Source organism: Citrobacter sp. Cf088, assembly GCF_030334295.1.
GTDB lineage: Bacteria > Pseudomonadota > Gammaproteobacteria > Enterobacterales > Enterobacteriaceae > Citrobacter > Citrobacter freundii.
In genome coordinates this window covers 111752-123671 of record NZ_JAOWEE010000053.1, presented here as the reverse complement: position 1 = coordinate 123671, position 11920 = coordinate 111752, and the positions used below count along the sequence as shown (strand labels likewise).

Here is an 11920-nt window from a genome sequence, read left to right as displayed (position 1 = left end):
AAGTTTATACTTTGGGCAAGAAACTTGACGAGCTTTGCAGATAGTCAAAGAACCATCTGATGATGAAACTAAACTGCGGAATCAGCTGCGACTTACCCCAGTCTTCACTTTTCGACAGACCGGTAAAGGTATCGAGAAAGAACAGTATGGCGGCAACGATCAACGCTCCACGCAAAGCACCGAAGCAGATCCCCAACACCCTGTCGGTACCCGACAGTCCTGTTTTCTCTACCAGTTGGCCTATCACAAAGTTAACGATAGCGCCGACGATAAGTGTCGCGATGAACAGTATCGCGATAGCAATCCCATTTCGAACCAGTTCGTCTTCAAAGCCCGTAAACCAGACAGACAGGTAAGTGTAGTAATGGCTGGCGACAAAGAAAGCACAACCCCAAGTCACCAACGATAATGCTTCACGAACAAAGCCACGGATCAGGCTAACCAGACAGGAAAAACCAATCACCGCGATAATGGCGTAATCAATCCAGACCATATGTGTCCCACGATTTTACGCCCTGTCGTCCTGTTCGGGGCGCATTCTAACAGAAAAAGAAAACGTTTGCGTAGGGATTTCCTTTCCACGCGTAAATAAAAATGGCGCTGAAAAAATCTTCAACGCCATACCGTTTTATGCCTCTTCGGGCACTGCCGGATAGCGGTGAAAACACCGTATCCGGCCTGAATAAGAGCTGCGCCGTAAACAGCGCAATCCCTTAATCCCTTAATTAGGGGTGTACCCCATCACGACGCCACTCAGACCAGAGATCTTCTGCAGCTCGCCCAGCGAGTTCTTTAGCTTATCTTTGGAGGCGTCCGGCCCCACGAGAATGCGGGTTATTTTACCCTGCACCGGCGTTGACGGGGAAGTATATACCCGGAAGCCCGCGCCACGAAGTTTACCCACGATCTCATTGACCTTATCCGCATTTTTCAGCGCACCAAGCTGTACAACGTACCCTTTACCAGTCGGCGCTGGCGGTTCCTCAACAGCCGGTTTTGGCGCTGGGGCCGGCGCAGGCGTCGGAGCGACGGCAACAGGCTGCGGTTTCGGTTTAGGTTTCGGTGGTTCCACAGGCGCAGGGACAGGATCTAATTCCGCGCTGTTTGCCGTCGTCAAACGTGATGGATCCAACGATGGCGCGGCAGCATCACCCGCACGCACCTCTTCCGCCGCCCCTTCCGGCGGCTGAGTCGGCAGCGCCTGCGTTGCTGCAGGCATCATGTCTGGTTCATCGCGATCACCGGGTTTAGGCACCAGTGGGATCGCTGCAAATTCATCCTGATAATGCTTTTTCTGCCCGTCAAGCAGCCCGGGAAGCACAATTACCCCGAGCGCGACTAGCACAATTGTGCCGACTAATCGATTCTGAAACTTACTCGCCACCGCTTCTCCCCACGTCTATTACTTCCATGACATGTGCGACAGTGTGAAAGGATCCACACACCAACACGGTATCTTCTGGCTTCGCCTCAGCAAGTGCTGCAGACCATGCCTGCGCCACGCTGTCATAAGCGTTGCCTTTGCCCAGGTGCTCCAGCAGTTGTTCTGCCGTTGCGCCACGCGGCCCTTCCAGGGGCGCACAGTACCAGACGTCAACCACGCTTTTTAACCAGGCTAACGTACCGGCAATATCTTTATCATGTAGCATACCGATAACCGCAAGTACACGCCCGCTTTTCACTAACTTTTTCAGACGTCCGGTCAGATACTCTGCCGCATGCGGATTATGGGCAACATCGAAAATCACTCGCGGCGACTCGCTCACAATCTGGAAGCGCCCCGGTAAAATCGCGCGTTCGATGCCGTCACGAATCGCCTGCTCGCTAACGTTCAGCCCGCTTGCGCGCAGCGCGGCCAGTGCGGTAGCAGCATTAGGTTGTGGCACCTGCGGCAACGGCAAATGCGCCAACGTTCCATGAGCATCCGTAAACGACCAGTCGTTCTCAGTGACCGCATAGCGCCAGTCCACGCCGCAGCGTTGCAAAATCGCCCCGCACTCTTGCGCGACATCCGCGATGGTGTAAGGCATTTCAGGTTCGCCGACGATAGCCGGTTTCTCTGCACGGAAAATGCCCGCCTTCTCACGACCAATACTTTCGCGATCCGGGCCCAGCCAGTCAGTATGGTCAAGCGCAATACTGGTGACTACAGCGACATCGGCATCGACGATATTGGTGGCGTCAAGGCGGCCGCCTAATCCCACTTCCAGAATAACGACATCCAGTTGGGCCTGTTTAAACAGCCAGAGTGCCGATAACGTACCGTATTCAAAGTAAGTCAGGGAAATATCACCACGAGCGTCTTCAATCTCAGCAAACGAGGCGGTATGGGCTGATTCCGGCAGTTCACTCCCCTGCACGCGTACGCGTTCCGTGTAGCGCACCAGATGAGGCGAACTGTACACCCCAACTTTATAGCCTGCCGCAGTCAGCACAGATTCCAGCGTACGACAGGTCGTGCCTTTTCCGTTGGTTCCTGCCACCGTAAACACAAATGGCGCGGGTTTCAATACACCCAGTCTGCGCGCTACCTGGCTTACGCGTTCAAGGCCAAGATCGATGGTTTTACTGTGCAGGTTTTCCAGATAAGAAAGCCACGACGCCAGGGGCGACGCGGCTTGAGGAATACGTTTATTGTCCATGATGCCTGTAATTTTATTACGTAGATTAAAGCAAAAGGCAGCGCCAGTTGGCCCTGCCCTTTTTTACTCGTCGTCTTTCAAGCTGCAGGTGTGTTGGCTGCTCTCGCTCACCCGAATCACTTGCCCGTGCAAGCTCATCCGGGTTCACTCTCTTGCCGTCTTCCTGCAACTCGAAATCCATAGAGTAAGTTATCAGGCTTCTGATTCCTGATCGGGTACCGGAGATACCACCTCGCCTTCACGCGGCTCATCCGGATTCGGCGCAGGAAGATTCATCAGCTTCGCCAGGATGCTTGCCAGTTTCAGGCGCATTTCCGGACGGCGGACGATCATATCGATAGCGCCTTTTTCAATCAGGAACTCGCTGCGCTGGAATCCCGGCGGCAGTTTCTCACGTACGGTTTGCTCGATAACACGCGGACCCGCGAAGCCGATCAGTGCTTTCGGTTCTGCAATGTTGAGATCGCCCAGCATCGCGAAGCTTGCGGAAACACCACCCATTGTTGGGTCGGTCAGTACAGAAATATACGGTAAACCGCGTTCCTGCATTTTCGCCAGCGCAGCAGAGGTTTTTGCCATCTGCATCAGAGACATCAGCGCTTCCTGCATACGCGCCCCGCCAGAAGCGGAGAAGCAGATCAGCGGACAGTTGTCTTCCAGTGCCTGCTCAACGGCACGGACAAAACGCGCACCGACCACAGAGCCCATGGAGCCGCCCATAAACGCGAACTCGAATGCCGCAGCAACGACCGGCATACCATGCAGCGTGCCTTTCATCACCACCAGCGCATCTTTCTCGCCGGTTTCTTTCTGCGCAGAAGCCAGTCTGTCTTTGTATTTTTTAGAGTCACGAAACTTCAGCACGTCTTTCGGCTCAAGCTCGCTACCCAGTTCCACAAGAGAACCTTCATCTAACAGGCTATGCAGGCGATTGCGCGCCGACATGCGCATATGATGGTCACACTTCGGACAGACCTCAAGATTACGTTCCAGCTCAGCACGGTATAAAACCTGACCGCAGCTATCACACTTGGTCCACACCCCTTCAGGAATGCTTGCCTTGCGGGTGGGAGTAATGTTGCTTTTAATTCGTTCAATCCAGCTCATTGGTGACCTTTCTGCCTGAACCCTAGTCAGCTTTGTTATAAGGGGCGCATAATGCCATTTTTGCCCCTAACAGACCATGAATGTTGCACATTAAAACATAACAGCCCGAAACTTTGGATAAAAAAGTGGTCGAACCGCTGAGTTACTTTCTATTTTGCAGCCCGTGACGCAGCACGCTTATGGCGAATTACTTCAATCACCCCCGGCAATACGGAAAGGACGATAATCGCCACAATCAGTAATTTCAGGTTTTCCTGAACGATCGGCAAATCGCCGAACAGGTAGCCTGCGTAGGTGAATAACAATACCCACAGCAGCGCGCCTACGACGTTATACATCGCAAAGTGACGGTAGGACATATGTCCCATACCGGCAACAAACGGCGCAAATGTGCGCACAATAGGCACGAAACGCGCCAGGATAATCGTCTTACCGCCATGACGCTCGTAGAACGCATGGGTTTTATCCAGGTAGCTGCGGCGGAAAATTTTGGAGTTCGGGTTACTGAAAAGTTTTTCCCCGAACAATCGGCCAATCGTGTAGTTCACTGCATCGCCCACAATCGCCGCCACAATCATCAGTGCCACCATCAGATGAACATTGAGATCATTGGTCGGCAGCGCAGAAAGCGCACCAGCAACAAACAGCAGCGAGTCTCCTGGCAGGAATGGTGTCACCACCAGCCCGGTTTCACAGAACAGGATCAGAAACAGAATCGCGTATACCCAGATACCGTATTCCGCAACCAGCTCCGCCAGGTGCACATCAATGTGCAGGATAAAATCGATAAGAAAGTAAATCAGGTCCATAGTTTTGCCTTTATACGACTCAAATTAGTCCGCCAGAAATAGCGGGCCCATAGGCGGTTTTGGCAGGTCGAACCGGTCCGGGTAATCTACTGCAACCAGATACAGTCCTTCCGCTTTCGCCGTTGCCGCTGCCAGCGTTCTGTCCTTTGCCGCTAACAGTTCTGCTATCCAGCTCTCCGGCTGGTTGTTGGCGCCAACTTCCATCAGGCTGCCGACAATATTCCTGACCATATGATGTACAAAGGCATTCGCTTTAATATCCACCACCACATATGCACCGAAACGTTCGACGTTAATGTGCATCACGTTACGCCACGGTGTGCGCGACTGGCACTGTACCGCACGGAACGAGGTAAAATCATTTTCGCCAATCAGACACTGGGCTGCACGATGCATACGCTCAGCGTCCAGCGGTTCATAATAATGGGTTACCCCTTTACCCAAAACCGCAGGGCGCAACCGATGATTGTAGATGATGTAGCGATAACGGCGAGCCGTAGCGCTAAATCTGGCATGAAAATCATCAGGTACAGCTTTCACCCAGCGCACGGCGATGTCACCAGGTAAATTCGCATTTACCCCCAGTGTCCAGGCCGCATCTTTACGCTGAGCAGTGGTTTCAAAATGCACGACCTGCCCAGTGCCATGAACGCCCGCATCCGTGCGACCTGCACAAAAAACATTAATGCGTTCATTCGCCACCTGAGAAAGCGCTTTTTCCAGTTTTTCCTGAACGCTACGCACTTCGTTCTGGCGCTGCCAGCCATAATATTTGCTGCCGTCATACTCAATGCCCAGCGCAATTTTATGGGTTGACGGCTGTTGCTGGTCAGACATTAGTACAGGTACTCCTGCACCAGTTTTTCCGCAATTTTCACCGCCATTAACGCGCCGCCAAAGCGTACGTTGTCTGCCACAGACCAGAACTGAACTTGCTCCGGCATACCGTAATCGTTATGCACGCAGCCAATAGAAAGGTGCGGAGTACCTGACGCGTCGCCAACCTGGGTCGGGAAGTCGGTCTCTTCCGACAACACCACGTCTTCACCGCGCGAAAACGCGTCGCGTGCTTCTTCCGCCGCCAACGGGCGCAGAGCCTCAAAATTCACCATCTGCGCGTGGCCATAAAATACCGGGGACTGCACGATGCTGGCTGAAATAAGCAGACCGTCATCCTGCATAATTTTGCGCACTTCATCAACAATACGACGCTCTTCACGCACGCTGCCTTCGCGATCGGGCAGCAGCGGCAGCATATTGAACGCCAGCTGACGACCAAAGAAATCATCTTCGTCAATCGGGATGCCGTTAAGCAATTTCGCGCTTTGTCCGGCCAGTGCGTCTACGGCTTTTTTGCCGTGAGCGGAAGCCGAAATAATATTGGTCACCGTAATCCGTGACAGCCCGCCGTCATCAATCAATGGTTTCAGCGCAGACAGCAACTGGCTTGTCAGACTGTTTGGTACCGCAATCACATTGCGGTTACGGTAATCCGCCAGCACGAACGGGTTAACGTCCGGAACCACCAGCGGAACGTCTGGTTCAAGCGCGAACAGACCGCTGCTGTCAATCACCAGGCAACCCGCATTTGTTGCTTCTTCTACCCATGCGGCGGTGGCTTCAGTGCCCGCAACAAAAAATGCCAACTGTGCCTGCGTCCAGTCAAAGTCTGCAACGTCCTGCACTATGACCGATTTACCGTTAAAACGTAGATGCTCACCGGCGCTTTCATTACGCGCCAGCGCATAAATTTCACCGACCGGGAACTGGCGTTCAGCCAGCGTATCGAGCAGGGCTTCGCCTACGGCGCCCGTTGCGCCCAGAATGGCAATATTCCAGCCTTCAGACATGGTGATTTACTCCAAGAAATACGTAAGCGTCCCTGTCGCATTATTCGACAGGGAGCATTAAGAAGACATTAATGTGCCGGATGATGAACAGCGTTAAAACCCAGCTTACACAATAAGGCAGCAGCCGTTGCGTCGTCACACATCACATATAGAGACGACCACTCACGACGCTCAAGGTAATTTTTACGCAGTTTATCAAACTCACCCGGAATTCCAGCGACTTTACGCAGCGGCGCATCATCGCGGCGCACATCATACACTAAATGCGCCAGCCTTTTCAGCGTTGGCTGATCTAACGGGCCATGCAGGGTGATACGACCAAATTCCGGCGCGGGTAACAGGGTACTGAGCGCAACGTGCTGCTCGTGACCAATAAACTTACTATAGGCCTCAAAGACCTGCGTGGTGCCACGCGCTTTTCCTTCGAGGGTATACCCGGCAATGTGCGGTGTGCCGATATCGGCTTTCTCCAGCAACGCCACATTGAGATCCGGCTCTCCTTCCCAGACATCCAGCACAACGCTCAGCGACTGACCGGCATTCAACCGGTTCAGCAATGCTGTATTGTCGATGACCGGCCCACGGCAGGCGTTGATCAGAATAGTGCCCGGCTTCAGTCGGCTAATCAGCGCATCGTCCGCCATGTGCAGCGTTTTGTAGGGTCCGTCTTTAAACAGTGGCGTATGGAAAGTCAGCACATCGGCTTGCTCTACCAGTTCGTCCAGCGAGCGGAAATCGCCCTCGTCACCGCGATCGGCTCGCGGTGGATCGCACAGCAGCGTGCGGATCCCCAGCGCTTCCAGACGCGCCTGCAAACGCCCCCCCACGTTGCCCACACCCACAATGCCTACGGTGCGATCGCGTAACGCAAACCCGTCACGCTCCGCCAGCATCAGCAACGCTGAAAAAACATATTCTACGACCGCTATCGCGTTACAACCGGGCGCGGCGGAAAAACCGATCCCAGCCTGCGCAAGCCAGGCGTCATCCACATGGTCTGTGCCAGCGGTTGCCGTACCGACAAATTTAACCGGTTTTCCTCCAAGCAGTGATTCATTTACTTTCGTCACCGAGCGCACCATTAAAGCATCCGCATCATCCAGTTCAGCAACGGGAATCGGACGACCGGGAACCGCTTTGACCTCCCCCAAACGACTGAACAGTTCGCGGGCATAGGGCATATTTTCATCAACGAGGATTTTCACGTCTTTCGCACCTGTTTGAGAACGAGAGTTAACCGGGCAAGTGTGCCATAATCTCGCCGCCAGGCATACTGCGAGACCTGGTCAGCACAGATTTAAGGAACAGAGATGATGCAGCCCATTTCAGGTACGCCCGCACGCCCTCCCGGTGAAGGCCAAAATGCCCCTTCCGCTGCGGGTGAACAACCATTATCCACGCAACAACGTACTGTGTTGGAACGACTAATTACCCGTTTGATTTCACTCACCCAGCAGCAAAGTGCTGAGGTGTGGGCCGGAATGAAGCACGATCTGGGCGTCAAAAGTGATACTCCGCTGCAGTCACGTCACTTTCCAGCCGCTGAGCAAAACCTTAACCAACGGCTGGGAGTTGCTCAGCAAAATCATGTTAATCGTCAGGTGCTTTCGCAGCTCACTGAATTACTGAGCCAGGGAAATAATCGCCAGGCGGTGAGTGATTTTATCCGTCAGCAGTATGGGCAAACGGCGCTCAGCCAGCTCACGCCTGAGCAGTTGAAAAACGTGCTCACGCTGCTGCAACAAGGGCAGCTGTCGATACCACAGCCGCAGCAGCGCCCGGCAACCGATCGCCCGTTGCTCCCCGCAGAGCACAATACGCTGAACCAGTTAGTTACCAAACTGGCGGCGGCCACGGGAGAATCAGGGAAGATGATCTGGCAGTCGATGCTGGAGTTGTCAGGCGTAAAAAGCGGTGAGCTGATCCCTGCCAAACAGTTTACGCACCTGGTCACCTGGCTGCAGGCGCGCCAGACGCTCAGCCTGCAAAGCGCCCCGACGCTACAAACCCTCCAGGCTGCGCTGAAGCTGCCATTAGAGCCGAATGAGCTGACAGCAATAAAAGAGTACGCGCAGCAGACGTATCAGATCCAACCACAATCGATTCTGACCACGGTGCAGGTGCAGGACTTGCTCAATCAAATTTTCCTGCGTCGCGTGGAACGAGAACGCGAGCTCAGCGATCCGCGTCATCTGCAGCCCATTTACAGCCCGTTCGCGCCGATGATTGAAACGGTTAAATCTCTGTCGGCACGACCGGGACTGTTGTTTGTTGCATTGATGATTGCGTTAGCCATTTTCTGGCTGGTCGCTTAACCTTTACGCAGCGTAAGCAACGTTACAATAATCCCCACCACGGCGGATATCGCCCCGGCAAGGAACACTGAGGGATAACCGTACGCGGTGGCCAGCACCCCGGCGACCGGCCCGCTTATGCCGTAGGAGATATCCTGAAATGCGGCGTACCCGCCCAGCGCCGTACCGCGAACCTGCGCGGGTACTCGCTTCACCACCTCGACGCCCAAGGCCGGGAAGATAAGCGAACACCCGGCCCCGGTTAATGCCGCTCCAAGCAGTGCAACCCAGGCTGTTGGGGCCTGCCACAGCAGAATCAGTCCTGCGGTTTCCACCAGCAAAGAGACAACGGCAACCTTCACGCCGCCGAACCGGTCCGGCATCCAGCCAAACAGAATACGCATCAGCACAAACGCCCCGCCAAACGCGGTCAGGGTGAACCCCGCCATCGTCCAGCCGTTGCTGACAAAATAGAGTGAAATAAATGTACCGATCACCGCAAAGCCAACGCCCTGCAGCGCCAGGCCCAGGCCCGGTTTCCAGATAAGCCCTACCACGCTCCATAACGAAGGACGTTCTCCTGCATGTGCAGGCACTTTACGCACGGTGCCGTTGAATACCCATGCCAGCAGCGGTAATACCATCGAGGTTCCCGCCAGCGCCGCGAAGCCAAAGTGGCTGTGGATCAGAAGTCCCAACGGTGCACCGGCGGCCAGCGCGCCGTAAATCGCCATTCCGTTCCATGACATCACCTTACCGGAGCGTGTTGGGCCGACCAGCCCCAGCCCCCAGGTCAACGTTCCGGTGAGCAGTTGGCTTTCGCCAAAACCGAGGATCAAACGACCGACGATTAGCAACGCAAATTTTACGGGAACAGAAACGGGCAATAGCGCGGCTAACAGCCACGCCGCACCCGCCAGCCCACAGGCAAACATCCCCTGTAGCGCCGAGCGTTTGGCACCATATTGATCGGCTAACCGCCCGGCGTAGCCGCGTGTTAATACCGTCGCCAGAAACTGTACGCCGACGGCGATGCCGACCATGGTATTGCCATAGCCCAGTTCCTGGTGCACAAACAGAGGAATGACGGGCAAAGGTAAACCGACCGTCATATAGGTCAGGAAAACCGCAAAAGCGATGCGAAACAGCGAAAAGTTCGCCGAAGGTGTTTTTTCTTGTTGGGTTACAGCTGTCATGCGTTACTCCAAAATGCAGAGTAAGGCGAGGAATGCCCACGCCCCCTCTACCTGACTATCAGGATTAAGGTGCGTTGGATAACGTTAAACGCTTACGCATTATCAAGAGGATAATGTTGAAGCTGGAGTCTGCCTGCGAGTGCCCCCGACTGTCAACTGTGAAAGCACAGGTGCGTATATCAAAATGCTGACTTCTCTACAAACAAAAAGGGAAATACCGCATCAATGCCTTTCGCTCTGAACTTCCCGGTTACCTGCTCACGTTGATGCGGCGTCAGGAGTCGGAACATCATATCCCAAATCTCTTTCGGTTCAGCTTCCTGCGCGATATTGTGGTCTGGTGCTACTGTGTTCTCATTTTCATTCAGATACGAGCGTACATACAGCGGAAACACTGAAATATGAAATTCCTCGGCCTTAGACTTCGCGCGCTTACGTTTGACGCCCGCTTTTCCTTCACTGTAGGTATTTAAGCGCAAGCGTACAGCGGGTGCGCTTCTCGGAAACCCTGGCAATTCAAGACACTCCTTCACAGTGAACCACTCTTTTACCATCAGTTTCTTTCCTTTCTGCTGATGAAATAAAAATATTTTTTCTTTTCCGCGAAATTTCAAATTAATTCTGGCAATATTCCTACGATAAAAAGAAAGTAACGTTCTTTTGTCTTTCTAATTTATAACCTGAAAAATATCGGTGCCGATAACACATCTTCTTAGGATTACAGAATGGAACACAAAAGCCAAGACTGGCATCGTGCAGATATTAAAAGTGCACTGGAAAAAAGAGGTATTACGCTCAGAGAGCTTTCGCGTTCAGCGGGGTTATCTCCCGACTCTTTACGCAATGTATTTACCCGCAGTTGGCCTCGGGCGGAGCTGATCATCGCGCAGGCGCTTGAAACTACGCCGGACGTAATTTGGCCATCACGCTATCTCTCTAAATCAGAGAAACAAACCCCAAAAAAAATAACCATCAATTATAAATAAATTAATAAAAATTCATTCAACCAATTAATTTATATTAAAGGCTAATGTATTAAAGATATTAATAGCATAATCGGTCATTTTTATCAGTTTGAATCCTGTTAAAGAAATACACGTTGTTATTACATAATCAATTAACAGGAACATCGATGAGCTGGAATAAAACAACAGCAGTTAATCACGCTAAATCACACGCGGGGTCACATTCTCAAGGACGCTGTGCGGAATTTACCCGCAAAGCCATTCAGTCAGGAGGTATCTCCCTTGGGAATACCTACCATGCTAAAGATTATGGACCACTGTTAAAAAACGCAGGATTCAGTCCCATCGGCACATTTGAACAACCCCGAGCAGGAGATGTCGTCGTCATTCAACCTTATGAGGGAGGAAACCCAAGCGGACATATGGCGATATTTGACGGTCAGGCGTGGTACTCCGATTTTAGACAACGTGACATGTGGGCCGGACCGGGCTATCGGGCGGCAAAACCGTCATTTACTATTTACAGGAAACCATAATGAAATCGCTCTCGCTGGTTGCTCTGGTTTTGTTACTTTGCGGCTGCTCTGCGGCGCGCCACGACAGCTCCCGGGATGTAAAACTATTCTATCTCGCATGGATGTCCGCTTACACACAAGAGCGGGATACATCCGCACTCATGCAACGCTATGTGGCGAAAGACGTTATCAATCGTCTGGCTCTGATTGACAGCCTTTACGAGCAGGAAATACTGAATTCGGACTACTTTATGTACGTACAGGATTACGACCCAAAATGGATCCCACTGTTACGGGTCAAATCAGCGCTATCCTTTCTCGGTGGCGAAAAGATGGAAGTACAATTAGGTGGGCCGACAGGAGAGGCGCCTATGCAGTTGGAAGTCTATACGCGTTGGGAGGACGGTCACTGGAAAATTTACCGAGTGCGGGATCTGGGTAATCAATTTGAACAGCCAATTTACAGCGCCGGCGATATCGCACACGCCAAAGAATGGTCTCTGGAAATCGCACCGGAGTACGAAAAGTTGAATAAATAAAAA

The 11920-nt window shown here is 52.8% G+C and carries 14 protein-coding genes; 4 read left to right on the top strand and 10 right to left on the bottom strand.

Annotated elements, in window-relative coordinates; translation table 11 throughout:
- Positions 1–4: 4 nt before the first annotated feature.
- The 8 genes from cvpA to pdxB all read right to left on the bottom strand — a co-directional run bounded on the left by cvpA (position 5) and on the right by pdxB (position 7613).
- Complete coding sequence (cvpA, locus tag OGV71_RS13485) at positions 5–493, bottom strand: colicin V production protein (protein WP_003028129.1); 489 nt, start codon at positions 491–493, stop codon at positions 5–7.
- 228 nt (positions 494–721) lie between these two features.
- Complete coding sequence (gene dedD / locus OGV71_RS13480; RefSeq protein WP_204583399.1) at positions 722–1384, bottom strand: cell division protein DedD; 663 nt, start codon at positions 1382–1384, stop codon at positions 722–724.
- Positions 1374–2642 (bottom strand): bifunctional tetrahydrofolate synthase/dihydrofolate synthase, encoded by a 1269-nt coding sequence (folC, locus tag OGV71_RS13475; protein ID WP_204583398.1) that lies wholly within the window; start codon positions 2640–2642, stop codon positions 1374–1376. The genes dedD and folC overlap by 11 nt, the downstream gene beginning before the upstream one ends.
- A 192-nt stretch (positions 2643–2834) precedes the next feature.
- On the bottom strand, positions 2835–3749 hold the full coding sequence (gene accD / locus OGV71_RS13470) for an acetyl-CoA carboxylase, carboxyltransferase subunit beta (RefSeq protein WP_003839317.1): 915 nt from the start codon (positions 3747–3749) through the stop codon (positions 2835–2837).
- Between the two features lie 149 nt (positions 3750–3898).
- Positions 3899–4558: a DedA family protein gene (locus OGV71_RS13465; RefSeq protein ID WP_003028140.1), complete on the bottom strand. Its 660-nt coding sequence runs from the start codon at positions 4556–4558 to the stop codon at positions 3899–3901.
- A 24-nt stretch (positions 4559–4582) separates the two neighbouring features.
- Positions 4583–5395, bottom strand: a complete 813-nt coding sequence (truA, locus tag OGV71_RS13460) for a tRNA pseudouridine(38-40) synthase TruA (protein ID WP_003028142.1) — start codon at positions 5393–5395, stop codon at positions 4583–4585.
- A complete protein-coding gene (locus tag OGV71_RS13455; RefSeq protein ID WP_003028144.1) occupies positions 5395–6408 on the bottom strand; it encodes an aspartate-semialdehyde dehydrogenase in 1014 nt (337 codons plus the stop codon). The genes truA and OGV71_RS13455 overlap by 1 nt, the downstream gene beginning before the upstream one ends.
- A 68-nt stretch (positions 6409–6476) precedes the next feature.
- Positions 6477–7613: a 4-phosphoerythronate dehydrogenase PdxB gene (gene pdxB, locus OGV71_RS13450; protein WP_204583397.1), complete on the bottom strand. Its 1137-nt coding sequence runs from the start codon at positions 7611–7613 to the stop codon at positions 6477–6479.
- Positions 7614–7721: 108 nt separating this feature from the next.
- Between pdxB and flk the strand changes: the two genes are divergently transcribed.
- Positions 7722–8723, top strand: coding sequence for a flagella biosynthesis regulator Flk (flk, locus tag OGV71_RS13445; RefSeq protein WP_003845068.1), 1002 nt, complete (start codon positions 7722–7724; stop codon positions 8721–8723).
- Here the strand turns inward: flk and OGV71_RS13440 are convergent.
- Both OGV71_RS13440 and OGV71_RS13435 read right to left on the bottom strand, forming a co-directional pair.
- Positions 8720–9898 (bottom strand): MFS transporter, encoded by a 1179-nt coding sequence (locus OGV71_RS13440; protein ID WP_204583396.1) that lies wholly within the window; start codon positions 9896–9898, stop codon positions 8720–8722. The genes flk and OGV71_RS13440 overlap by 4 nt on opposite strands.
- A gap of 179 nt (positions 9899–10077) precedes the next feature.
- Positions 10078–10452, bottom strand: coding sequence for a hypothetical protein (locus OGV71_RS13435; protein ID WP_032949704.1), 375 nt, complete (start codon positions 10450–10452; stop codon positions 10078–10080).
- A 171-nt stretch (positions 10453–10623) separates the two neighbouring features.
- On the opposite strand from OGV71_RS13435, the gene OGV71_RS13430 reads away from it, so the two are divergent.
- From OGV71_RS13430 to OGV71_RS13420, 3 genes are all read left to right on the top strand, one after another.
- The gene (locus OGV71_RS13430) at positions 10624–10884 is read left to right on the top strand and encodes a helix-turn-helix domain-containing protein (protein WP_124021816.1); all 261 of its coding nucleotides are present in this window, start codon (positions 10624–10626) and stop codon (positions 10882–10884) included.
- A 146-nt stretch (positions 10885–11030) separates the two neighbouring features.
- The gene (locus tag OGV71_RS13425; protein ID WP_003028155.1) at positions 11031–11399 is read left to right on the top strand and encodes a CHAP domain-containing protein; all 369 of its coding nucleotides are present in this window, start codon (positions 11031–11033) and stop codon (positions 11397–11399) included.
- Complete coding sequence (locus OGV71_RS13420; RefSeq protein WP_286533517.1) at positions 11399–11917, top strand: YqhG/Tai3 family protein; 519 nt, start codon at positions 11399–11401, stop codon at positions 11915–11917. The genes OGV71_RS13425 and OGV71_RS13420 overlap by 1 nt, the downstream gene beginning before the upstream one ends.
- Positions 11918–11920 lie beyond the last annotated feature (3 nt).

Excerpts from the sequence above, each read along its gene's own strand:
- truA (WP_003028142.1), bottom strand. The coding sequence starts at position 5,395 with ATGTCTGACCAGCAACAGCCGTCAACCCATAAAATTGCGCTGGGCATT.
- flk (WP_003845068.1), top strand. The coding sequence starts at position 7,722 with ATGCAGCCCATTTCAGGTACGCCCGCACGCCCTCCCGGTGAAGGCCAA.
- folC (WP_204583398.1), bottom strand. The coding sequence starts at position 2,642 with ATGGACAATAAACGTATTCCTCAAGCCGCGTCGCCCCTGGCGTCGTGG.
- accD (WP_003839317.1), bottom strand. The coding sequence starts at position 3,749 with ATGAGCTGGATTGAACGAATTAAAAGCAACATTACTCCCACCCGCAAG.
- OGV71_RS13465 (WP_003028140.1), bottom strand. The coding sequence starts at position 4,558 with ATGGACCTGATTTACTTTCTTATCGATTTTATCCTGCACATTGATGTG.
- OGV71_RS13440 (WP_204583396.1), bottom strand. The coding sequence starts at position 9,898 with ATGACAGCTGTAACCCAACAAGAAAAAACACCTTCGGCGAACTTTTCG.
- OGV71_RS13455 (WP_003028144.1), bottom strand. The coding sequence starts at position 6,408 with ATGTCTGAAGGCTGGAATATTGCCATTCTGGGCGCAACGGGCGCCGTA.
- OGV71_RS13425 (WP_003028155.1), top strand. The coding sequence starts at position 11,031 with ATGAGCTGGAATAAAACAACAGCAGTTAATCACGCTAAATCACACGCG.
- OGV71_RS13420 (WP_286533517.1), top strand. The coding sequence starts at position 11,399 with ATGAAATCGCTCTCGCTGGTTGCTCTGGTTTTGTTACTTTGCGGCTGC.
- cvpA (WP_003028129.1), bottom strand. The coding sequence starts at position 493 with ATGGTCTGGATTGATTACGCCATTATCGCGGTGATTGGTTTTTCCTGT.
- OGV71_RS13430 (WP_124021816.1), top strand. The coding sequence starts at position 10,624 with ATGGAACACAAAAGCCAAGACTGGCATCGTGCAGATATTAAAAGTGCA.
- OGV71_RS13435 (WP_032949704.1), bottom strand. The coding sequence starts at position 10,452 with ATGGTAAAAGAGTGGTTCACTGTGAAGGAGTGTCTTGAATTGCCAGGG.